General features: G+C 42.2%; 23 protein-coding genes, 1 tRNA gene and 4 pseudogenes. 11 read left to right on the top strand and 17 right to left on the bottom strand.

Annotation, left to right across the window (positions count from 1 at the left end):
* Positions 1 to 7 precede the first annotated feature (7 nt).
* The 4 genes from AM629_RS08365 (at position 8) to AM629_RS08350 (ending at position 3,590) form a co-directional block, all read left to right on the top strand.
* Complete coding sequence (locus AM629_RS08365) at positions 8 to 556, top strand: YggT family protein (RefSeq protein ID WP_054477946.1); 549 nt, start codon at positions 8 to 10, stop codon at positions 554 to 556.
* 27 nt (positions 557 to 583) lie between these two features.
* A complete protein-coding gene (locus AM629_RS08360) occupies positions 584 to 1,177 on the top strand; it encodes an XTP/dITP diphosphatase (protein WP_054477944.1) in 594 nt (197 codons plus the stop codon).
* Positions 1,170 to 2,300: a radical SAM family heme chaperone HemW gene (gene hemW / locus AM629_RS08355; RefSeq protein WP_054477942.1), complete on the top strand. Its 1,131-nt coding sequence runs from the start codon at positions 1,170 to 1,172 to the stop codon at positions 2,298 to 2,300. The genes AM629_RS08360 and hemW overlap by 8 nt, the downstream gene beginning before the upstream one ends.
* Positions 2,301 to 2,927: 627 nt before the next feature.
* Positions 2,928 to 3,590: a hypothetical protein gene (locus tag AM629_RS08350; RefSeq protein ID WP_054477940.1), complete on the top strand. Its 663-nt coding sequence runs from the start codon at positions 2,928 to 2,930 to the stop codon at positions 3,588 to 3,590.
* Positions 3,591 to 4,131: 541 nt separating this feature from the next.
* On the opposite strand, the gene AM629_RS08345 is transcribed toward AM629_RS08350, so the two are convergent.
* From AM629_RS08345 to trmB, 5 genes are all read right to left on the bottom strand, one after another.
* Entirely contained in the window at positions 4,132 to 5,082 is a 951-nt protein-coding gene (locus AM629_RS08345) for a siderophore ABC transporter substrate-binding protein (RefSeq protein WP_054477938.1), read from the bottom strand.
* Positions 5,083 to 5,197: 115 nt separating this feature from the next.
* On the bottom strand, positions 5,198 to 5,920 hold the full coding sequence (locus AM629_RS08340) for a YggN family protein (protein ID WP_054477935.1): 723 nt from the start codon (positions 5,918 to 5,920) through the stop codon (positions 5,198 to 5,200).
* A gap of 28 nt (positions 5,921 to 5,948) precedes the next feature.
* The gene (gene glsB, locus AM629_RS08335) at positions 5,949 to 6,878 is read right to left on the bottom strand and encodes a glutaminase B (RefSeq protein ID WP_149615994.1); all 930 of its coding nucleotides are present in this window, start codon (positions 6,876 to 6,878) and stop codon (positions 5,949 to 5,951) included.
* An 85-nt stretch (positions 6,879 to 6,963) separates the two neighbouring features.
* On the bottom strand, positions 6,964 to 7,290 hold the full coding sequence (locus AM629_RS08330; RefSeq protein WP_054477933.1) for a YggL family protein: 327 nt from the start codon (positions 7,288 to 7,290) through the stop codon (positions 6,964 to 6,966).
* A complete protein-coding gene (gene trmB / locus AM629_RS08325; RefSeq protein ID WP_054477931.1) occupies positions 7,290 to 8,009 on the bottom strand; it encodes a tRNA (guanosine(46)-N7)-methyltransferase TrmB in 720 nt (239 codons plus the stop codon). The genes AM629_RS08330 and trmB overlap by 1 nt, the downstream gene beginning before the upstream one ends.
* Positions 8,010 to 8,250: 241 nt before the next feature.
* Between trmB and mutY the strand changes: the two genes are divergently transcribed.
* From mutY to AM629_RS08305, 4 genes are all read left to right on the top strand, one after another.
* Positions 8,251 to 9,291 (top strand): A/G-specific adenine glycosylase, encoded by a 1,041-nt coding sequence (mutY, locus tag AM629_RS08320; protein WP_054477930.1) that lies wholly within the window; start codon positions 8,251 to 8,253, stop codon positions 9,289 to 9,291.
* Positions 9,292 to 9,322: 31 nt separating this feature from the next.
* Positions 9,323 to 9,595, top strand: a complete 273-nt coding sequence (locus AM629_RS08315; RefSeq protein ID WP_054477928.1) for an oxidative damage protection protein — start codon at positions 9,323 to 9,325, stop codon at positions 9,593 to 9,595.
* 70 nt (positions 9,596 to 9,665) lie between these two features.
* A complete protein-coding gene (mltC, locus tag AM629_RS08310) occupies positions 9,666 to 10,739 on the top strand; it encodes a membrane-bound lytic murein transglycosylase MltC (protein ID WP_054477927.1) in 1,074 nt (357 codons plus the stop codon).
* A gap of 167 nt (positions 10,740 to 10,906) precedes the next feature.
* A tRNA-Phe gene (locus AM629_RS08305) sits at positions 10,907 to 10,982 on the top strand.
* Positions 10,983 to 11,194: 212 nt separating this feature from the next.
* Here the strand turns inward: AM629_RS08305 and AM629_RS08300 are convergent.
* From AM629_RS08300 to AM629_RS25220, 3 genes are all read right to left on the bottom strand, one after another.
* Positions 11,195 to 11,722, bottom strand: coding sequence for a site-specific integrase (locus AM629_RS08300; protein WP_235525429.1), 528 nt, complete (start codon positions 11,720 to 11,722; stop codon positions 11,195 to 11,197).
* Between the two features lie 94 nt (positions 11,723 to 11,816).
* Positions 11,817 to 12,185, bottom strand: a complete 369-nt coding sequence (locus AM629_RS22050; protein WP_072161845.1) for an IS3 family transposase — start codon at positions 12,183 to 12,185, stop codon at positions 11,817 to 11,819.
* A gap of 266 nt (positions 12,186 to 12,451) precedes the next feature.
* The gene (locus AM629_RS25220) at positions 12,452 to 12,589 is read right to left on the bottom strand and encodes a transposase (RefSeq protein ID WP_072161844.1); all 138 of its coding nucleotides are present in this window, start codon (positions 12,587 to 12,589) and stop codon (positions 12,452 to 12,454) included.
* A 390-nt stretch (positions 12,590 to 12,979) separates the two neighbouring features.
* Between AM629_RS25220 and AM629_RS08290 the strand changes: the two genes are divergently transcribed.
* The 3 genes from AM629_RS08290 (at position 12,980) to AM629_RS24530 (ending at position 15,007) form a co-directional block, all read left to right on the top strand.
* Positions 12,980 to 13,393 carry a TraI domain-containing protein gene (locus AM629_RS08290; RefSeq protein WP_054477925.1) on the top strand — a complete coding sequence of 138 codons (414 nt, stop codon included), beginning with the start codon at positions 12,980 to 12,982 and terminating at the stop codon, positions 13,391 to 13,393.
* Entirely contained in the window at positions 13,362 to 14,648 is a 1,287-nt protein-coding gene (locus AM629_RS08285; RefSeq protein ID WP_054477924.1) for an STY4528 family pathogenicity island replication protein, read from the top strand. The genes AM629_RS08290 and AM629_RS08285 overlap by 32 nt, the downstream gene beginning before the upstream one ends.
* Positions 14,649 to 14,911: 263 nt before the next feature.
* Positions 14,912 to 15,007 carry a TIGR03761 family integrating conjugative element protein gene (locus AM629_RS24530; protein WP_223178566.1) on the top strand — a complete coding sequence of 32 codons (96 nt, stop codon included), beginning with the start codon at positions 14,912 to 14,914 and terminating at the stop codon, positions 15,005 to 15,007.
* Between the two features lie 373 nt (positions 15,008 to 15,380).
* Here the strand turns inward: AM629_RS24530 and AM629_RS08280 are convergent, their stop codons facing one another.
* The 9 genes and pseudogenes from AM629_RS08280 to AM629_RS08250 form a co-directional block, all read right to left on the bottom strand.
* Positions 15,381 to 16,142, bottom strand: a complete 762-nt coding sequence (locus AM629_RS08280; RefSeq protein ID WP_054477922.1) for a hypothetical protein — start codon at positions 16,140 to 16,142, stop codon at positions 15,381 to 15,383.
* Positions 16,143 to 16,338: 196 nt separating this feature from the next.
* Positions 16,339 to 17,010 (bottom strand): annotated as a pseudogene (locus AM629_RS08275) (integrase domain-containing protein); the annotation flags it as partial.
* Between the two features lie 260 nt (positions 17,011 to 17,270).
* Positions 17,271 to 17,405, bottom strand: a complete 135-nt coding sequence (locus tag AM629_RS24975; protein WP_262499882.1) for a hypothetical protein — start codon at positions 17,403 to 17,405, stop codon at positions 17,271 to 17,273.
* A 326-nt stretch (positions 17,406 to 17,731) separates the two neighbouring features.
* Entirely contained in the window at positions 17,732 to 18,943 is a 1,212-nt protein-coding gene (locus tag AM629_RS08270; protein ID WP_200905759.1) for an MFS transporter, read from the bottom strand.
* The gene (locus AM629_RS24345; protein WP_054477918.1) at positions 18,849 to 19,235 is read right to left on the bottom strand and encodes a hypothetical protein; all 387 of its coding nucleotides are present in this window, start codon (positions 19,233 to 19,235) and stop codon (positions 18,849 to 18,851) included. Before AM629_RS24345 ends, AM629_RS08270 begins: the two co-directional genes overlap by 95 nt.
* 208 nt (positions 19,236 to 19,443) lie before the next feature.
* Positions 19,444 to 19,868: pseudogene (locus AM629_RS08260) on the bottom strand (IS982 family transposase); the annotation flags it as partial.
* 207 nt (positions 19,869 to 20,075) lie between these two features.
* Positions 20,076 to 20,237: pseudogene (locus AM629_RS08255) on the bottom strand (transposase); the annotation flags it as partial.
* 184 nt (positions 20,238 to 20,421) lie between these two features.
* Positions 20,422 to 20,798: pseudogene (locus tag AM629_RS22035) on the bottom strand (transposase); the annotation flags it as partial.
* A 201-nt stretch (positions 20,799 to 20,999) separates the two neighbouring features.
* Positions 21,000 to 21,431: a carboxymuconolactone decarboxylase family protein gene (locus tag AM629_RS08250; RefSeq protein WP_054477914.1), complete on the bottom strand. Its 432-nt coding sequence runs from the start codon at positions 21,429 to 21,431 to the stop codon at positions 21,000 to 21,002.
* Between the last annotated feature and the right edge of the window lie 94 nt (positions 21,432 to 21,525).

Genomic DNA, 21,525 nt, shown 5'->3' with positions numbered 1-21,525 from the left:
CTGCTAAATGCAATTTTTAACCTTTATTCTATCCACAGTGTTGGATTTATACATCGCTGTTTTATTACTTCGTGTATGGATGCAATGGGCGCGTTGTGATTTTTATAACCCATTTGCCCAATTTATTGTGAAAATAACTCAACCTATCGTTCGTCCATTACGCCGAGTTATACCCGCTATTGGCTCGCTCGATACTGCCTCGATTGTTTTCGCTTACATGCTGGTATTGTTTAAATTCATCATGCAACCTTTGTTCAATAGCGGTGAGGTTGTTTTCCACACACTTTTCTTTCCTATCGGGTTAATCGAATTGCTGACAGCAGCCGGTAAACTGGTATTTTGGTTAATACTGGTACGTGCTTTACTAAGCTGGATAAGCCAGGGGCGCAATCCGATTGACTATGTTCTCATGCAACTGACAGAACCACTAATGGCTCCTATTCGCCGTATTATCCCGGCAATGGGCGGCCTCGATTTCTCTGCAATGATCGTCATTTTGATTCTCTACGCACTGAACTACCTTCGTGCTGATGTTATCTCATGGCTAATACAGTAAATAAGAATTTAAATTAGGTTCAAAATGATGCAAAAAGTTGTTCTGGCAACCGGCAATCCCGGAAAAGTTCGTGAACTGGCGCAATTACTGGCTGATTTTGGTCTGGATATTGTCGCTCAAACTGAGCTAAACGTAGATTCTGCCGAAGAAACCGGGCTAACATTTATTGAAAATGCCATTCTTAAGGCTCGTCACGCCGCACAAGTTACCGGCCTGCCAGCTATTGCTGATGATTCCGGCTTATCCGTAGATATCCTTAGTGGTGCTCCAGGCATCTATTCAGCCCGCTATGCAGGTGAAAATGCCACTGATCAGCAGAATCTGGAAAAACTGTTAGATACGATGAAAGACATTCCTGATGATCAACGTCAGGCCCAATTTAACTGTGTGCTGGTTTACATCCGCCACGCAGAAGATCCAACTCCACTGGTATTTCATGGTCGTTGGCCGGGTGTCATTGCCCACAAGCCTGCCGGTAATGGTGGTTTTGGTTATGATCCCATCTTCTACGTACTGGAACTAGGCTGTACTGCGGCTGAGTTAACTGGCGAACAAAAAAATGCCGTTTCACACCGTGGGCAAGCACTGAAAATGATGTTGGATACACTGCGTGATGCTTAAACTTCCACCACTAAGTCTTTATATCCATATTCCGTGGTGTGTACAAAAATGTCCTTACTGTGATTTCAACTCTCATGCATTGAAAGGTGATGTTCCACATCAAGAATATGTTGACCATTTATTGGCAGATCTGAAAGCAGATCTGCCGATGGTCAAAGGGCGAGAAGTTACTACTATCTTTATTGGTGGTGGAACCCCCAGCCTACTCAGTTCACAAGGGATGCAACAATTACTGGATGGTGTTCGTACTCTCTTGACCGTATCGCCGCAAGCTGAAATGACTATGGAGGCCAATCCGGGTACGGTGGAAGCCGACCGTTTCAGCGGTTATCAGCAAGCAGGTATTAACCGAATATCCATTGGCGTTCAAAGTTTCAGTCCAGATAAACTGGTACGCCTTGGCCGCATTCACGGACCGGATGAAGCGAAACGGGCAGCACGTTTAGCTGCCAGTCTGGGGTTACGCAGTTTTAATCTGGATTTGATGCATGGTTTACCAAGCCAAAGCCTCAATGAAGCACTGGATGATTTACGTCAGGCAATCGCATTATCGCCTCCGCATCTTTCATGGTATCAGTTAACTATTGAGCCAAATACCAGCTTTGGTTCCCGCCCTCCGGTTCTGCCTGATGATGATGCGTTGTGGGATATTTTTTCACAAGGTCACCAATTGCTGACAGCAGCGGGTTATCAACAATACGAAACTTCTGCTTATGCCAAACCAGGTTACCAATGCCAGCATAATCTCAACTACTGGCGCTTTGGGGATTACCTTGGTATTGGCTGCGGTGCTCATGGAAAAATCACATTTGAAGATGGTCGTATTCTGCGTACAGTAAAGACCAAGCATCCTCGTGGATATATGCAGGGGCGCTATCTGGATAAACAACATCAGGTAGAAAATGAAGATCGGCCATTTGAATTTTTTATGAACCGATTCCGTTTACTAGAAGCAATGCCAAAACAAGATTTCAGTGATTTCACTGGATTATCTGAATCTTCAATCCGCCACCCAATAGATCAAGCCTTAGCCACAGATTATCTTGCTGAAACAACAACACATTGGCAAATTACGCAGAAAGGTAAATTATTCCTGAATTCATTATTGGAGCTATTTCTTTAACACAAAATTATCCCCGAAGAATTCAGCCTCACAACAATCATCTCGTGTATGAAAGGGTTTCGAGTCTATTCACAATACATTTATCCCCATTGGGCTGCAGTGGGGATTTCCAGACGGTAAGAGTGATTGCTCAGTATCAGATTACTGCTTACGAAAGGCTAATTCCCAGCAGTTAGACAAACTAATAACCGAAAAATGACCTAAATATTTAGTTAAAACAGATACATCCATATAGAAAGTTATTATATTTTATAACTGTAATTACAAATAAAATAATATATAATTTACAATTCAATGATAAACAATAAAATGCCAATATATTGAAAAAATAATCATCCTAAATCAATAACATTAATATTTTACAATTCTTCCTGTAAATATATTTATCCATGTGGACAATAATTAATAACGATCATCAATAAACGTATTAATTCCAATCAAATAAAATTAAAAAATATATTTACCACAAGATTATAACAATAAATCTTTAATATATGTGAATTGCGACACAATAATATAATTTAAATTATCTCAAATACGACTATATTTAATTTGTGCTTGGTTATATTTCTATTCACAAGCACGAACATTTAAAAAATTTTAATTTCACTTTTCTTGGAGTAAAAAATGAATATTGAAAATAAAGAAATGTTATATACCTTGTCCAAAGAAGACCTCGCCACAGAACTAACTCCGTATTATCAAGATTTTTATGATCAACTTTCCGATCATCAAAAGGAAAATATTAGCTTTGACATGGTTGTAAATGATGCTTACAAGAGATTGCATTTTAATAATTCATCTCCAACTGATACTGATGTAGGATTAAAATTAATAGAGTACGCAGGTGAATCTCCATGCACTCTTGCAATTGGTACAGTTGTCGCAGATGCTTTTAAACTTGCATTTAAATTCATGGGCATACATGAATCCGAAAGAGAATCAGCCACACAGATATTATTGAAAAAATTAGGTCATGATGCTATACATGATTTATTTACTATAGTTCATAACATTAAGAACTCTGATTCTATTACTGATAAATCAAAGCATACTTGGTCATTAATTTCCGCAGTTGAGGATATTTTAGGTATTTCTGGAATAACTGATTGCTTAAAAGAGACAATGCATTGGTACAACTGGATGATTACTGGAATAACTGCAGTAGCACAATTAACTATATGGTTTGCTACAGGTGGAGCTGCATTTATTGTAGAAATCGCACTGGCTGGTCCTGCTATAGCCAGATTGGCACTTAACTCTGCAAACGCAGTCAATACTTGCTCATAAGACCTTTATATTTAATTTCATTTAATTATCAAGGAACTTATTGTTTATTATAAGTTCCTTTCAATATAAATATCATTTTTATATCACAAATATAAATAGGTTAAATACTAAATATATAAAATTAATAATGATTACTGGACACCTATTGAATATAAAAATTATGACATTTCCCCTAGTTATTATTTTATATTTCACCAAGTGGAATAACCCAGAATTTCACAAAAACCTTAGTTTTAATTTTCATTGCTGAAAATAAGAAGATAAATAAAGCCTCATAATAATACATTTGCTTTATTTTAATACTCAATTTGGTTATATATGAAAAACTTCCGATAACAGATTTATTATTTAAACTAACTCAATCCTTTATTTAGCAAATACTGAAATAAAACAAAGCCAAATGAAATACTTAAAAGAAAGAGAGCCTGATAATACCTGACAGTTACCAGTATAATAACCGATAACTGTCAACGAAGATCTGAATCCTATATTGTAGAACTTCAATCACTACCACAAATTCAACATGATCAAAGTCACCTGATTAAAGAGCATTCTCAACAGCATTGATTTGTGCCGTCAAGCTTTCCAAACCACCACCAGACAAGTACCACAGATCAGATTTTAGATAAGTAATTTTGCCATTCTTATACGCTGAAGTGGATTTTACTTTATCATCTTCAAACTGTACTTTGTCCAGCTTACCTGCATGAATTGCTTCACTACGGTCAATAATTAAAATCACATCCGGATTAGCCTGAGCAATCATGTCAGAAGTGACTACACGGCGTTTAGTTTTACCCTCATCAGCAGTTGCGGGTAATTCCGCTTTGTGTGCCTTAACCACGTCATAGACTACGCTCTGGTCACTCAGAATTAATTTACCTGCGTTATGCAGCAATACTAAAACCTTAGCACCAGAAGCCTTCGCTTTATCCTGAGCTTTAGCAATTATTTTTTCCAGATCAACAATCTGTTCTTTTACTTCACTCTGTTTACCAAACAATTCACCTAATAACTTCAGGTTACTTTCAACTGAAACCAAGTAGTTTGTGCTGTCAGTTCCCAGATTAATTGTTGGTGCTATTTTTGACAGATTTTCATAAGAAGGGCCTTGGCGGGCAGTGATAACGATCAGATCCGGTTTAATTTGTGCCAATTTTTCCAAATTTGGCTCTTTTATACCACCTGCATTTTCTACCCCTTTAGGCAAATTATTGCGGAGATATTCAGGTGTATTATCAATAGGTAATGCAACAACCCGATCTGACAATTCTAATTTAGCCAATGAATCGTAAGTACCGAAATCAAATAAAACGACTTTCTGAGGATTTCTTTTAACCTCAGTTTCACCAGAGAGATGTTTAACTGTAACCCTATCATCAGCCTGAGCTATAACAGCATTTGGAGTGAATACAGCAGACGTCTGACTCACTGCAGAATGGCTTGCAACAACAAATAATGAAGCCAGAACAACAGGAATTATCTTTTTCATATATCGTGCCCCAAGAAAAATATTAATAAGAATTTGCATTCTAGGTAGCAAGAAAAATATGTCAATACAAATAAGAATCAATTTCAAATTGATTCTTATTTGTCATTATTAATGATTATTTAATAGAGTTAAGTAATTCAATTCGTTGTTGTTCAAGAGTACTCACTTTACCGCAAACCTTTTTACCAAAACGCTGGAAATCTTCTTCTTGTACTTTCCATTCAGCTTTCAAATTATTCTGCAATCCACCTAAACTACCCAGCAGAGATTGTAGTGCCTGATTATTATCACCGTTCAGACTGAACTGTTTATTACCAATTTCATTAATGCTGTCCTGCAAAACCCCACCAAGGCTTTGTTCAATTAAGCTACGGCTATCTTTTTCAACTTGCTTAATCGCCTGATGATGGAATGCCATACCATCCGAACGGATTTCAATAATCTGGTCTATCTGCTTATTCAGCCCTGATTCGAGTTCAGACAATCGGTTACGCATATTGCTATCCTTACCCATAGTATCAACCACAACTTTGTCTAGAGATTTACGGGCAGTTATCAAATGCTTGCTTGTCTCTTGCTTTATCCAGGGTAAATCCTGCCGTAAAGCCTGCTGATAACGTCGGGCTTTCTGACGCTGCTCAGTATTTAAGTTCAGGTGCTTACCGTCACGGATAATCGAGCCATCAGGTGAAATCTGGAGATTGCCACTTGCTCCCACAACCTGAACTGATTTAGGCGTGATAATAATGTCATTCTGTGGGTTTACCTGGCATTCATAACGTGCCTGGGCTTGAGCAACAAATAGCAAAGAGACTGCAATGATAGTTTTGCGTAACATATTTTCTCCTCAGAAAACCACCTGAACGTTAAAAAACAGATCGACCTATACGATCGGCTAATAATTCTAAGGCAGCACAACCGGCTAAAGAGTTCCCCGAACGATCTAACTCTGGTGACCAAACAGCAACAGTAAACTCTCCCGGCACGATACACACAATTCCACCACCAACACCCGATTTTCCTGGCATACCAATTCTGAATGCAAATTCACCTGAACCATCATACATACCGCAGGTCATCATTAATGCATTAATCTGCCGGGTCTGGCGAGGGCTTAAAATCTGCTGCTCAGAACCAATCGTACTCCCCTGATTCGCCAAATAAACGAAACATCTGGCAAGTTCAATACAGTTCATTTTTAAAGCACAATAATGGAAATAAGTTTGCAACACAGCGAGCACATCATTATCGAAATTACCGAAAGATTTCATCAAATAGGCAATCGCGGCATTCCGGTGAGAATGTTCCATTTCAGAACGAGCAACTTTGTTGTCATAACAAATGTCAGAACAACCAGCAAGTTTGCGTACAACTTCCAGCATACGCTGTTTAGGTGCACTCAACCGCGACTGCAACATGTCACACACAATTAATGCACCCGCATTAATAAAAGGGTTACGAGGTTTACCTTTTTCCAGTTCCAACTGAACTAATGAGTTAAATGGTTGACCGGAAGGTTCCTGCCCGACCCGCTGCCAAATTTCCTGTTCCTGATAACGCGTCATCGCTAAAGTCAGACTAAATATCTTGGAAATAGATTGAATCGAAAAACGCTTCTCAGCATCCCCAGCTTGAAATATTTGCCCATCAATGGTGCAGATAGCTATTGCCAGGTTATCAGCGGGAACTTCCGCTAATGCAGGAATGTAATTTGCCACTTTCCCTTGGCCAATCAGGGGGCGAACTTGTCGCAAAATATCCGACAATAACGTGTTAGAGAACGTTGTACTACTCACTGATTTTACTCCAGACAAGGGCACCCAAAAACTAATAGGTACCCCTGTTGTTATTCATTCAGGCTATTTTACAGCGATATATTAATCAATCCCACCAAACGTCAAACAATTCAGAAGTCATGACATCTTCCATACCACGATCCTTTAGCCACTTCTCAACTAATTGGCGATGTTCTTCTGTACACATACCAATTTTTTGCAGGCAGATTAAACCTTCCCAATGCAAATAACCACTAGCATCCAATGCTAAACCATTAGATTCAATTAACTCATCAATAAATGCATCAACGGTACTGTCGATAACATCAACAGGCGTGTTAGATGGAAAGCTCCACTTAACAGAAAAGCCCAATTCTTTGAATTCGTCAATGTGCATCTTTTTACGCAAACGACGACTGCGGTTTTTAACCATTACTTAACCCTCTTAAACATTATATCCCACACGCCATGCCCCAACCGCTGACCGCGCAATTCAAATTTGGTTACCGGGCGCGAAGATGGACGCGGCACATAATCACTATTTTCAGACAAATTAAGATAATTATCCACGCTATTCATCACTTCCAACATATGTTCAGCATATGGCTGCCAGTCAGTCGCCATATGGAATACACCCCCCACTTTTAATTTGCTTCTTATCAATTCAGCAAATAGTGGCTGTACAATCCTGCGTTTATTATGACGTGCTTTATGCCACGGATCTGGAAAGAAAAGCTGTACCATTTCCAGACTGTTATCTGGGATCATATTCTCCAGCACTTCAATAGCATCATGACACATCACCCGCAAATTGCGGATTTCTTCATTTTCAGCGGAAGCCAGGCAAGCACCGACACCAGGCATATGTACTTCAATTCCGAGAAAATTTTTTTCAGGATTCTGGTTTGCCATCGTGACAAGAGAGGCTCCCATGCCAAAGCCAATTTCCAACACAATGGCAGCGTCACGCCCAAAAAGCGCCCCCATATCCAGCTTTTCTGCCTGGTATTCAACGCCTATTTTGGGCCAAAGATTATCAAGTGCTTGTTGCTGACGATTAGTTAACCGACCCTGACGGCGAACAAAACTCCGGACACGACGCAGTGCCCTGCCATTCTCATCAAATTCTGGTGAAATTACGTTATTTATCATAGTATTTCTGTCAGTTTTAACGGCATTTATTCAGGAATTCATGGCTGCTTTACTGGCAAACCACCTAAAGAGAGCGCATTATCCAAAGATAGACGATTTTAGCAAGCCCAGAAGTTACAAGTACAATTTTAATCCCAAATTGCGCAATACCACGAAAACAAAGTTCCGGTTTACAGCGAGGTTACACTATGTTGCAATCTTGTTCACTAAACACTGATTTTCCCTGAAGATAATTATCCTAATGATAGAAGCAAAGCAATTCGCCAAAGTGGTACTAGATTGGTACTACCTTTACGGTCGTAAAACCCTGCCTTGGCAACTAGAAAAGACGTCTTATCACGTCTGGCTTTCAGAAGTGATGTTACAACAAACTCAAGTTGCAACAGTCATTCCCTATTTTCAGCGTTTCATTTCACGTTTTCCTGATGTGACTTCACTCGCCGCCGCGCCGCTTGATGAAGTCCTTCATTTATGGACTGGCCTTGGTTACTACGCTCGTGCCCGCAACTTACATAAAGCAGCACAACAAATCGTGGAACGACATCATGGCAAATTCCCGACAACATTTGATGATGTCGTTGCCTTACCTGGTGTCGGTCGTTCAACAGCAGGTGCAATCCTTTCACTTTCTCAGGGTAAACATTTCCCTATTCTTGATGGCAATGTTAAACGAGTACTGGCTCGCTGTTACGCTGTGGAAGGCTGGCCGGGTAAAAAAGAGGTTGAAAACAGCCTTTGGCAAATCAGTGCTAATGTAACACCGGCAAAAGAAGTGGAATACTTTAATCAGGCAATGATGGATTTAGGGGCAATGGTTTGTACCCGCAGTAAACCAAAATGCGAAATCTGCCCGTTGAAGCAAGGATGTATCGCTTATGCGAACCATAGCTGGACAAAATACCCGGGTAAAAAACCTAAACAGCGCATTCCTGAAAAAACAGCTTATTTCCTGCTGATGCAACATAACGATTCGGTCTGGCTGGAACAGCGCCCCCCAACCGGGATCTGGGGGGGGTTATTTGCGTTTCCTCAGTTTGAAAGTATAGATTCACTGAATGGCTGGCTGGAACAATCAGGTATTTCTCACAGCAAGCATGAGCAACTCACCGCATTCCGCCATACATTCAGCCATTTTCATCTGGATATCGTACCGATAAAAATAAATATTTTATCTTTTGTTGCCTGCATGGATGAAAATAAAGGACTTTGGTATAACTTACAGCAACCCGCGACTGTTGGGTTGGCAGCTCCAGTTGAATATCTGTTGCAACAACTGGGCTGAATCCCATACTCGCTATATTTGAGGATTTATTATGAGCAGAACTGTTTTTTGTACTTTCTTACAACGCGAAGCCGAGGGACTGGATTTTCAGCTTTATCCAGGAGAGTTAGGCAAACGCATTTTCAATGAAATTTCCAAAGAAGCATGGGGACAGTGGATGAGCAAACAAACCATGCTAATCAATGAGAAAAAGCTTAACACCATGAACCCGGAAGATCGTAAATTACTTGAACAGGAAATGGCTAAATTTCTGTTCGAAGGTCATGATATTCAAATTGATGGATATACCCCACTGGAAAAATAATATATACCCAATAGATTTCATCAGAGCCGCTGGCTCTGATGTTGTATTCAACACCAGATGGCAATGTAAGATGAAAAAATTGTTAGCTCTGTTTGTTATTGCCCCACTTCTCGTTTCCTGTACCAACACCAAAAATATCGAATACAACGAAAAATATATAAAAGATACCAACGGCTTTGATATTTTGATGGGCCAGTTCGCTCACAACATCGAGAACATTTGGGGATTGCACGAAGTATTAATTGCAGGCCCAAAAGATTACGTTAAATATACCGATCAATACCAGACCCGCAGCCATATCAATTTTGAAGCTGGGACGATCACCATTGAAACAATTTCTCCGACTGAATCAACAGCACATTTGCGCCAAGCGATTATCTCTACCTTATTAATGGGTGATGATCCAGGTTCAGTTGATCTCTATTCTGATACTAACGATATTCAGATCAGTAAAGAACCATTCCTTTACGGGCAGGTTATGGACAATAACGGTCAGCCGATCCGTTGGGAATGGCGGGCAACACATTTTGCAGATTACCTGATTACCAATAAATTACAGAAACGCCAGTCTGGTTTACATATAATCTGGTCTGTCACTATGCAATTGGTGCCGAACCATCTGGATAAACGTGCACATAAATATCTGCCGCTGGTTCGTCAAGCTTCCATCAAATATGGTGTGGATGAATCCCTGATTCTGGCAATTATGCAAATAGAATCCAGCTTTAACCCGTATGCTGTCAGCCGTTCTGATGCACTTGGGCTGATGCAAGTTATGCAATATACCGCTGGCCGTGATGTCTTTAAAATGAAAGGCAAATCAGGACAACCAAGCCGCAGTTATCTGTTTGACCCAGAAAATAATATTGATGCTGGTACTGCATATTTATCGATATTACAAAACAGCTACCTGAATGGCATCATTAACGCAACATCTCGCCGTTACGCGGTAATAACAGCTTACAATGGCGGTGCTGGCAGTGTATTACGGGTATTCTCCAACGATAAGAAAAAAGCAGCTCAAATCATTAATAGCATGGCACCGGGTGATGTTTATGAAACCTTAACGACCAAACATCCATCGGTAGAATCACGCCGCTATCTGATGAAAGTAAATAAGGCCCAGAAAAGTTACCATCATTAGAATATTAAAATGTTAAGACAGTGAAATAATAACGGAGAGCAGTTTTTCTACTCTCCGTTATTATTTGCTTATATTTTTAGCCAACAGACTAATTTTAGGGCATAAATTACTATTTCAGAAGAAATCTATTGACGAGTTCTACCAAATACGGTTTAATGCGCCCCGTTGCCCGGATAGCTCAGTCGGTAGAGCAGAGGATTGAAAATCCTCGTGTCGGTGGTTCGATTCCGCCTCCGGGCACCAATTCAAAGTGCGTTGATTGAGAGATAAAAAGCTCAATGAGCGTTCGATACCGGAACCTGAAAATGCATAACTGTAGATTGATCGGTTTTGCGCCACTTAGATATAAGTATAAAGGTTATAGTGTTAGGATATCTGAGAAATCAGATGTCCTTTCTCGTTCGAGCGCAATACTTACAAGTTCTATTGCAACTGTCAAGCCATCCAAACCAAAATCAATGAATTATCAGTTCAGTTGCCAATGTATGCCGGAAACGGTGTGGGTCCACATCAAATCCACACTCCTTTGATAAGCGCCGAAAGAATGATTTTATCGTCTGTAACTGGTCGGTCTCACTTCCTCTGTCTATTTTGGTGGTAAAATAGTTCACACAAAACAGGGGATCACTCAATTTTGCCCCAGCAGCCTGAGCACGTTCCAGCAAAATCTCCAGTCGCGGATACAGCCATTTCACCACTGGCACCTGATGTTCATAATGGTTCTTACTCCCCTCGGAGCAAAGAATAATCCGACGCTCATGCAGGTCAATATCCCCCAACCGGATATGTAATAACTGATTTTGCCGCATCCCGGTATAACGCAACGTATCCAGTACCGTCAGCCAGTACCAGGTCGGATATAATGCACAGCGGGCACGATGGTTATCCCCTGCCTGTCGCTCCCGCTCTTCAAATTGCCCCATCGTGAGATACAAGGTTGTCAGTTGTTTTTTGGTTAATGTTTTCTTTTTCTTCTTGTTCACATTAACCACGACACCATTAAAGGGGTTTTCCTCCTAGGGCAGTATTCTTTCTTTTATCGCCAAATTAAATAACGCCCGCATATGCGCAATCTTACTATTCTCGGTCATACTGTCCATCTCTACTTCCTCGCTTCATCAATTTAAAAACCATTGCGGGGCGCAGGAAAGTATAGCCGATATCTCCGCACCAAAGGGGTATTCGGTTCCCGTGGGATAAAAATTCACGTCTTACCCGGTTCGGTGACGCCACTGATTCCTCAGGGCAAATCCGATAACGATGTCCCCCCGGTTGGCGACTTGTCAGACTGCACTCTTTCATCAAACGACGCACCTTCCAGCGACCTACCGGAATACCGGCTTCTCTCAGTTGGTGCATTAACGTGCGACTCCCCGCCGTCCCACGGCTGGCCGAGTACAGTTCCCTGAGCCGCACCTTAATTTTCAGTCGGCTATCATCAATCACTTTCCGGCTCCCGACATAATAAGCACTACGGGAAACATTCAAGAGACGACAAAGGTCAGTAACCGACCAACGCCGACTTAGCCATGTGATTAAAGAGTAAACTTGCCGGGTATCTCGCTCATCAACATGGCAGCCTGCTTTAAAATGGCTTTCTCCATTTCCAGACTCCTGACCTGGGCTTCCAGCGCTTTAATGCTCTGTTGTTCAGGCGTTAGCGCGATACCGGAAGGGGTAATCCCGTTCAGTTCGGCCTGATATTGTTTTATCTACTTGCGCAAGGTGCTAGGGTCGAGTTCGAGAACCCGGGCCACATCAGGCATACGTTGCCGGTGTGTAATAACTTGTGTAATCGCTTCCAATTTGAATTCCGTGGAGAAGCGATGTTTAGTTTGATGATTGTTCATGCATTACACCTCAATCGATTGTTGTAACATTAACAGGCTTTGGATGTGTCCGGGAATATTAGACCACTACAGACTGAGGTTATTTTGTTCATCCCTGACACGTTTTGGTCTGAATCGATAGTGCTTCCAAATACACTGGACACATTCTATTTTCCTCTTTAATCCTTTCTTGCATGAGCCATCATTGAATAAAATTCTTGCCTTTTTTACTTGTCATGACTGACTTAACGAAAGAACCAGATACACACTTCGTTTACCCGTGACTGAATTGGAAACGTTTGAATCATTGCGTGCTATTGTCATCGATTAATTTTTATTACCGGGAAAAGAGTTTTGCCTTGTCCCTGCCAGAGGATGTATTAAGATTTTTGGAAAAAAGGGAGATTAATCGTGTTTAAAAAAATTAAAATCCTGCTGGCGGGAACATCCGCAGGAAAAAAGTCACTTCCACAACCAAAACCCACCTCCATCTCAGAGACGGTCAAAGCAGGCTACTTTTTGCCGTCTGAGTCTAGGCTGTTGCTGGATACTTCCCGGCGCCGACAGTGTTTACAGTCTCTATGGGACAATAGTGCATTACCCCAAACACACTATCAGTCTCTGTGGCTGGCCCCGTTACATGAGTATGTTGAATTGATGCAACAACTTCCGGCTGCACCTCAGGGACCTTATGCCCATAAGAGTGGCTTGATACATCTACAGGATATGGCATTCCGGTTGGCATTCGAGTTAGCCGAAGAAATGGGGGGACAAGACTGGGAAATGATGACACATGAGCGGTACAACAATGAAATCTGGAAATAACGCACGGAAAGCTTCTTTGTCTCCCGATAGTCTGATTGCTTTTACGTTAGAGCAAATGAATACAAGACTGACAGCGCAAACTGAGAGGGATGAGAAAAAACAGTTGCGTAGTAGGCTGTTATATCTGGGGAACATGCATGGTGCTATGCCTCGTCAGTTAATGCTGGATACCCGATTATCTCCGCTCGATAAGATGGCCTGGATAATGATACGACTGTATGCGCAGCAAAATACGGGGGCGGTCTTCCCTACCTATGATGAACTGCAATTGCAACTGGCCTCTCCACACAGCGGTAAAGCCTCCCGGGAAACCGTCAGCCGGGTATTGTTGATGTTACGAATAACCGGCTGGCTAAGTTTGTGCAAACGCGTCAGAGATGAAAAGGGGCGTGTTAGAGGAAACATCTATGCCCAGCATGATGAGTCTCTGACATTTCATGATGCTGAAGCACTCGATCCGAGTTGGCTGGACACGGTGGGTGAGGCATGTCGTCACAAGAATCGGGCCATGAGTCAGACTGCCTGGGCGGTATTGATGGAAATTAAGGATGATCCGATGATGCGCCATCGCCGTTCCCGTATTGAGTTACTGGAAAATCGGTTAGGTCAGGTACAAACGCCGCAGCAAATGGCGGCGCTACAGACTGCATGTTTACCGGGTTCGGAAACCGAACTTAATCAAAAAGGTCGGAACAGACCGGGTTCGGGATACGAATTCAGTACAGGAACAGGAGGTGATAACCCGAATTCGGAAACCGAACTCAGCCTGAAATCAAAGGGTTATGACAGAGTTCGGCAACCGAACGGTTACGTACGTCATTTCACACAGAGTGTGAATAAAAATACGTACGTAGCTCCATCGGATGGGGACGACCCGATGGATAAGCCTCTGTTGCCCACGATGTTAAGCAAGCAACTCTCTAATGACGATATCAGCATGCTGACAGAACAGCTCCAGGCACTTCCGCCTGCTCAGAGGCATTTGGTGTTGGAGAGTCTGCGTGCCCCACTGGAAAATGGCTCGTTAAAAAATCCGGTGGGTTACCTCCTGACGCTGATGAAACGTGCCAGACAGGGGGCGTTGAGAAGCTCCGGTACAGCAAATCAGGAGGAAAACCCCGGTATGAAAAAGCCTGTGCCTGTCAGCCGTCAGAAAGACAGACCTGCTTTGCCAGAGGCGCAAAGAAAGGCCAATCCTGCCGTGATGAAAAAAGTGATTGCTGAAATCCGGCAGAATTTTATGAAGAATAAATAAGTGGATGCGATGTTCACCATATCACTATGAGTACATGGTGCGAAAAATATACAGTGATTAGGGCCTAATCATAGTGCAAAAAACATACAGTGATTAGAGTCTGATCATGGTTCGAAAAACATACAGTGATTAGAGTCTAATCATTATGGTTATGGGATGCCAATCAGGTTTTTGGGGTGAGCAAAAAAGAGTTTTGAATTGTAGTCACAGGCTGATAACGCAACTATCTCAGCGATATCCTTATGTCACAGAGAGAATGTACCATGACTGAAACTAAAGAGACACATGCTGTTCGCTCAGGCGCACTGCATTCCTCACTTACCATTGAGTTGCATACTCATTACGCTATTGGCCTGTGAAATGGCGACGACAATACGAACGTGAAAATTTATTGGCTATGCCTACCGAAGTAAAACAAAAGGTATTTCTGGAAAGTACGATGCAAACGTTATTGCTGGATACATCTTTGTGATAGCTGGACTGTTCTTTTTCTGGGCGATATTTCCATTGTTTACACACGTTCCAGTAGGATTGCGTGCCATCACTCTACATCATAAAGTCAATCAAGTGGCTTCAATGATTTAAGAGCTTACCTAAGCAATTAGTATTAAAACCTGCTTTTTGCTCATCGCTGCACGGGGTTATTGTTGCGGGCAGTTTGGTGTCAGAGGCTGACATTATTAACCTCATGAAGTGCTGTTTAGCGGGGAAAGGATCACTTTACTACTTGATTCACAATCGGGACTCACAATCACTGCTTAGTTTATGGTAAGTCTGACTATTCGGCCTCACCCATTTCGCCAAGAACCAATCGTGCTGTAGACTGCCGTCCTTAGAAAATAAGTCTTTGCCCTGAATAAGAGAGAAAGAGAAAGTATGCCTTGTCTTCTCCACTCCAGTGTAGAGGCTAGCAACGATTTCAATATCTTTCCCATACTTTTTTTCAAAGGCTTTATTCAGGATATCTACAAAGTAGACTTCATGAATACCTGTGCCTGATTCTGGTGGAAAGGTATGTATATTCTGTAAATCAAGCCCGTCCATAAGCTCACTAAGCCCCGGAAGAAGAATTGATTGACTGATCATAACCCACAGGGTCTGACCGGGTTTGATTGTCAGAGGCTCATTTCGATTCACATCAGAGGTAAAAGCGCACCTTGATTGCCAGCCTGCATTACCCTTGGTAGCCAAATTGCTTCCTCGAACATCAATATTAGCTGAGACAATCATCATGGGAGACGTGTCGTAGTTCCTGATTTCTATCATCAGGAATACTTCATCTTGCCCCTCTTTGATGTGTGGCATGGTACGAAAGGGCTGCATGCGAGCTTTGATAACAGAAATATTCTCTTTTGCAGAGATCCAAGATTGGACTATGTCCTTCACATTGTTAAGGGTTACAAATCCTGTGGCAAGAGCAATAATACCAGTAGTTATAGCAAGAACGGTTTTCCATTTAGCTTTCAGATACTGGGTTAAACCTACCGTTGCCATCCTAGTTACATATCCTCGGATATCAATGAGATGTATTCAATATATACAGAACAGTGCTATCCCTCAACAATGTTTCTGTGGCATTGACACCCATTGCTGACTACAGAGCCGATTAATCCGTTTTTCGCTCATAGCTGACTGTCAAATAGGATAGCGATTAATCGAAATAATTTACCTTTTATCAGGGAAAATAAGGCTATTCCGTTTCTCCGTTCTGGTAACAGATCTGCTTAATATAACGTCCACGCCCGTCACCGTGACCCAAATCCATTGCGACCAGCGCCAGTGTCTCCTGTTCACTAAAACCCTGCGCTTTATAATGTTCACCGGATTGCTGGGCAAAATGATAGCGCATACTGTGCGGGGCTTTATTCCCCGTTAGTCCGGTATTTCTGACAATATAGCGGTAACGATCGATTGTCTGAGTGATCGTTAGCTTATCAATCAGTTTGCCATTGTGCCCCGCCTGCTCTCGTTCCGCGTAGGTTATAGCATGTTGTAAGGCATCCCGATCCGATATGGTCGTTTGTCTGGGCCGCCCGCCTTTGGTACCAAAGACTACCCTTACGGATGTATGACCATTTTCCAGCGCATTTTTCCAGGTGGCTAAGGATTTATAGGCTTACACCGCTTCTTTGGTGCGCAGTCCCAGCACATACGCCAGTTGCATGACCGCCGCTACGCTTCGATCTTTTTGTTCGGCCTGCTGAAAAACTTTTCTGAATTCTGCTGGAGTCAGTGCCGTTTTTGTTCCCTTACGGCTGATATTTTCGATCCCCAGTGCCCGGTTGTTCAAGCGCGCATTGTCGATGGAGGCCAGCTTGTGTTTTCCAGCCTGCGTTAGGATCATGCGCAGCGCCGAAGCCTGTTGTCAGGCCGCGGGTTAAAAAACAAACTAATTAAGTCGATTCAGGCAGAAAAATGCCCGTGAAACGTGGTGACTTTGAGTAACGCGTGGTTCAAATCTGGCGTAAAGTCAGACCTGACGTGCTCTGGACATTGGCCGCCCGGCGGCGTCACTTGGTAATCGCTTCGCGCCAACACAAGTGACGCCGCGTAATTTTCGTGACGTTTATCGTGATGAAGACAAAACGTAATTGAATGTTGTACCGGTTAAAACGGTATCGGTTAGCGTGGAACAGAAATGCTCTGCTCTATTGTGTGGTAAGTCGGTATCACGATCAAACCGAGAACTTTCATTGCCAGACGAGGGGTAGGTGTCTTGACAATATCTGCTTCCAAAAGTACGCAGATATACCGCATCACATGCTCTCCCTTTCAAGCTACAGGAGTTTTTTGCCACCTAATGGTTGATCCTTGCAGGCGAGGGATCTTGTGTAGTTACAGCTAGATCCTGTATCTGTTGAATTGAGTAAGATCAAATTTGTATTTAATATTACAGTGTGAAGAAAACCATTTCCATGACGGGAATGGTTTTCTTCCTATTTATATTAACCCTGCGACAATACACGAATATACGTCATCAATCATGGTTCTAGCTCCAAGCTTACACAGAGTTAATACCATTAATAATCTTATGAGGTGCTAAAAATTTTAGTATCACAATACTTCTCCGTTTGGAAACTCGCTTAAGCCGTTTTCCGAAGAAAAATAAAAGATACTATGGATAAAAATATGGCAAGTATTACAGTAGAACCTGCAACTACAGCAAGACCCGACGCAAAGGCATCACTTGCTTGTTCTCTGAGATAAGCACCTTTAACTCCCCCCAACGTGGAGGCTTCTGCCATAGCGATAGAAAATGAGTTCGCAGCATGTTCTACAATAGAACTATTAATATCACTACTAGCAAGACCTCCGGTTAAAATTCGTTGGTAAACAGCTGTCCCTAGTGTACCGAAAAGGGCTATACCTAGCCCCATACCAAGTTCAGTCGCTGTTTCAGCTGCTGCACCTGCTGAAGCACTCTTGCCTTCGGGAGCTGAGGAAATCACGATATCAGTACCTAGTGCATCAAAAGGACCTGATCCTAAATACACAGCAACAATACCTGCTACCACCCACACTGGGCCTAGTTGAACGCCAAGCGCTATAGTAACAAGACCTACTGACATCACGAGAAATCCTGTCCCAATAACTGCTCCACTGCTTTTCATTTTCCTTGAAAGAGTGGGAGATATAAGCGCTCCTATAAGCAGTCCAATTGATGCGCCAGCAGCAACAGGACTTAATCCGTAAGCCAGCTGGAGATATTGAGGTACAAAAAGAGTTAAACCTCCTATAATAGAAGGCCCCAATAAAAGTATCATCAATGCAGTCGCTAGCCCTGCATTAGATAGGATCATTTTAAGATCCAGAAGGGGGTTATTGACTTTAAGTTGGCGAATAACAAATACTCCTCCGGCAATAAACCCCCACGCTAAAACCACAGTAGTACTTAGCTTTATTTCAGTACTGACAAGTCCTTTAAACCCATAAACAAGCGGAAGTATAGTAGCAAGAAAAAGTATACTACTAATCCAATCGTATTGTTTTTGGTTTTCAAGCTTAAATCCTTTAGGAAAAACTATCGGACCAGCTATTAGCAAGGGGAGTATTACGGGAACAGCTAAGAGAAAAATAGCTTCCCATCCAAAAAATTCCAATAAAGCGCCACCTATTATTGGCCCAAGAGCAAATCCAGCCATGAAAGCAGCAGTCCATATCGCAATTGCTCGTCTACGCTGGTGTGGATTTTGGAATAGCTCACTTATCAGCCCAAGGGTCGCTGGCATAAGTGTTGCACCAGCAATGCCTAGTGCTGCCCTTACTATAATTAGCGTAGAGGAGGTTGGTGACATAGAAGCTACAGCTGAAAGCACTGCCCCCAATTAATAAGACGCGACGATTTCCCCAACGATCACTCATTCCTCCCATTAGCATGAGAAATCCTGCAATCATGAGTGGATAGATGTCTAAAATCCACAGTTCTTCTACTGACGTAGTGTCTAGAGAGGCAGCTATGTGCGCTAAAGCCAAGTATAATGCACTCATATCTAAAGCAAGCACAGCGGTTGGTAAACAAAGCAGGCAAAGTGTCAGCCAAGATTGTGATTCGTTCAACGTTATCCGCTGACCTGTTTTTATTGACATTAAAACCCTCCTATTTGCTCTTTTGCTCTAGAATCAATTTATTGTAAGTTTTGATAAATCTAGCTGCGTCTGAGTAACAAAGCATAATTACTAGCAGAACTAAATCTAAAGAGAAATCCCTATTATTATTTTAAAGTTAAACTCACAATTCAAGCTGCTGAGTAATTAACCCGAATTCTATTTAAACCGTCACAGAAAAATCGCCTTCCTAATAGAGAACTTTCAGTGATGGCTTCTTCCATTTAAGACAATAAGCAATCAAACCACCTAAAACGGTCAACATAAATCCTTTTATACTTCGGTGGCGAGAATGCTCTATTTGAGAAAGGGTTTTCAATTGCCCATTAATCGTTTCGATGATAAAACGCCTTGATAACATTATCTTATCCCACTAGCCAGCAGGCGTGCTTTCATATTTCGGCGCTTTTGGGTGACGAAAGTGACACCGGTTTTGCCTAAATCGTCTGCCAGTTCCTGACTGCGATAACCTTTATCGCCGTAAAGTGAACCCGTTAATTCTGTTGTTAATTCGCGAACAGGTTCCCGATCATCCACATTACCGGCAGTCACTTTCAGCGCCAGAATTTCGCCCTGATGGTTAACAACCAAGTGTAATTTGAAGCCGTAAAACCATATATGGACGCCCCGATTATGCAAGCACTAAATTGGTACGGTTTGCGACCATATATCCAGCGTCATAAAGGGCTTATTTGCTCGCGCCATGATGTCATCCGCACCCTGTTTCCTTATCATCCGTCATCGGTATGTAACTACCTCGGTTTTACTCAGGTTATCGCAGGGCCGATAGCCGTTTTTTCATCAGTGTTTGCAAACTCGGTGTTTGCTCAGGGAAAAGAGACGATTTTTCCCGCCTGAACTGTGTTGCCGGGGGATTAAACCACACCAGGCAGACAGTTGCCGGCCATTGGCAAATTGAGATGCGCTGACGTCACTCACGAAAGCAGCCGCAATAAGGGGACCGACACCGGGAATAGTGAGCAAATGGTCATAACCCGGTTGCTGGCGAGACAGTGCCGCAATTCCTTTATCCATATCCATATCATGTTTTGGCAAGGTCAATGCCAACCACGTTGATCGTATTCATGAGCTGTTCTCCCGAAATTCAGTGCATCGGAAAAAAAGATGGCACTGTTTACCGCTGAAAAAGGGGACGTCCATCACATCATCCCATTAAATTTTTTCCGCGCTTCTCTATCCCGGCAAAGACCTTATGTCGAGGAATGCGAATGTTATAGCAGACACTCAAACGGGTGGAATCAATAAAAGCAATGCCTGTTGGTTTTCCTTTTCATTGAGTCAGATAGGGGCATAGTGGCACCAAAACGGAAGGGGCCACACTGACCAAACGAGGATAGCTGAGCAAGGCGGGAAAATCGTTGTGGTGATATTTCCAAATATGTTCTAGATAAAAATGTTTAAAATCACGGTAATGTGACAGATGAAAAATTGTCATGATTTCACTGGGATACATGTGACCTTATCGGCGGAGTAAATGAGACAAAATTGTTCCCATTGCGGGATGAAAGGTTTGGATGCGTTCATGACATTTTCCTCCCCGGAGCTGTTTTCAGCGTTCACCAAAACATGGCTCCTGGAACAGACTTCACGTCAATTGCTTATCCAGAATTCGAGTTAAAGTTAAACTTGGATCGTACCTGAAACCACTAGGTAATAGGTGGTTCAATAGATCCAAGTATAATGTGTCAATGTGACAAACCAAACATTAACAGCCTTTTATGGCTGCTACTGGCGCATACCTACAGCAAGCCGATTCATTCCGTTCATCAGAGCGATCGCAAAAGTGAGATCAGAGATTTCTTTGTCAGAGAAATGCTCTTTCACGGGTAGATAGTCGTTATCATCAGCGTGTGTGTTAATCACATACGTCAGTGATTCAGCCCACGCGAGCGCCGCCTTTTCACGGGAAGTAAATTGAGAGCTGACACGCCAACCTGCTAGTTCTGCTAGGCGACGCTCAGACTCACCATGTTCACGTAATGCTTTGGTATGCATATTTAAACAGAATGAACAGCCATTAATTTGTGATACACGCAGATAGACTAGTTCGATAATTGGTAAACCTAATGGACTACCTTCCAATCCTTGTTTTACCTGACGGAATCCCTGCAACAGATCTGAGGAAAGTTCATAGTAAGCAAGACGTAAAACAGACATAATTAATACTCCTAAAAATTAACTAAGTTAGAAGAAATGGTATATAACGTTTTGTCTGAATATCAGAATTTCTACAATTGTTCTTTAGTAAAGA

The sequence above is a fragment of the Photorhabdus heterorhabditis genome, assembly GCF_001280945.1.
Classification (GTDB): Bacteria; Pseudomonadota; Gammaproteobacteria; order Enterobacterales; family Enterobacteriaceae; genus Photorhabdus; species Photorhabdus heterorhabditis.
Note: the sequence above shows the minus strand (reverse complement) of the source record. Positions and strands in the feature narration are given on the sequence as shown.

What these genes read in the sequence shown, in the direction of transcription:
- AM629_RS08365 (WP_054477946.1), top strand. Translation starts at nt 8, where the DNA reads ATGCAATTTTTAACCTTTATTCTATCCACAGTGTTGGATTTATACATC.
- AM629_RS08360 (WP_054477944.1), top strand. Translation starts at nt 584, where the DNA reads ATGCAAAAAGTTGTTCTGGCAACCGGCAATCCCGGAAAAGTTCGTGAA.
- hemW (WP_054477942.1), top strand. Translation starts at nt 1,170, where the DNA reads ATGCTTAAACTTCCACCACTAAGTCTTTATATCCATATTCCGTGGTGT.
- AM629_RS08350 (WP_054477940.1), top strand. Translation starts at nt 2,928, where the DNA reads ATGAATATTGAAAATAAAGAAATGTTATATACCTTGTCCAAAGAAGAC.
- AM629_RS08345 (WP_054477938.1), bottom strand. Translation starts at nt 5,082, where the DNA reads ATGAAAAAGATAATTCCTGTTGTTCTGGCTTCATTATTTGTTGTTGCA.
- AM629_RS08340 (WP_054477935.1), bottom strand. Translation starts at nt 5,920, where the DNA reads ATGTTACGCAAAACTATCATTGCAGTCTCTTTGCTATTTGTTGCTCAA.
- AM629_RS08330 (WP_054477933.1), bottom strand. Translation starts at nt 7,290, where the DNA reads ATGGTTAAAAACCGCAGTCGTCGTTTGCGTAAAAAGATGCACATTGAC.
- trmB (WP_054477931.1), bottom strand. Translation starts at nt 8,009, where the DNA reads ATGATAAATAACGTAATTTCACCAGAATTTGATGAGAATGGCAGGGCA.
- mutY (WP_054477930.1), top strand. Translation starts at nt 8,251, where the DNA reads ATGATAGAAGCAAAGCAATTCGCCAAAGTGGTACTAGATTGGTACTAC.
- AM629_RS08315 (WP_054477928.1), top strand. Translation starts at nt 9,323, where the DNA reads ATGAGCAGAACTGTTTTTTGTACTTTCTTACAACGCGAAGCCGAGGGA.
- mltC (WP_054477927.1), top strand. Translation starts at nt 9,666, where the DNA reads ATGAAAAAATTGTTAGCTCTGTTTGTTATTGCCCCACTTCTCGTTTCC.
- AM629_RS25220 (WP_072161844.1), bottom strand. Translation starts at nt 12,589, where the DNA reads ATGAACAATCATCAAACTAAACATCGCTTCTCCACGGAATTCAAATTG.
- AM629_RS08285 (WP_054477924.1), top strand. Translation starts at nt 13,362, where the DNA reads ATGAGCGGTACAACAATGAAATCTGGAAATAACGCACGGAAAGCTTCT.
- AM629_RS24530 (WP_223178566.1), top strand. Translation starts at nt 14,912, where the DNA reads ATGACTGAAACTAAAGAGACACATGCTGTTCGCTCAGGCGCACTGCAT.
- AM629_RS08280 (WP_054477922.1), bottom strand. Translation starts at nt 16,142, where the DNA reads ATGGCAACGGTAGGTTTAACCCAGTATCTGAAAGCTAAATGGAAAACC.
- AM629_RS24975 (WP_262499882.1), bottom strand. Translation starts at nt 17,405, where the DNA reads ATGCGGTATATCTGCGTACTTTTGGAAGCAGATATTGTCAAGACACCT.
- AM629_RS08270 (WP_200905759.1), bottom strand. Translation starts at nt 18,943, where the DNA reads ATGTCACCAACCTCCTCTACGCTAATTATAGTAAGGGCAGCACTAGGC.
- AM629_RS24345 (WP_054477918.1), bottom strand. Translation starts at nt 19,235, where the DNA reads ATGTCAATAAAAACAGGTCAGCGGATAACGTTGAACGAATCACAATCT.
- AM629_RS08250 (WP_054477914.1), bottom strand. Translation starts at nt 21,431, where the DNA reads ATGTCTGTTTTACGTCTTGCTTACTATGAACTTTCCTCAGATCTGTTG.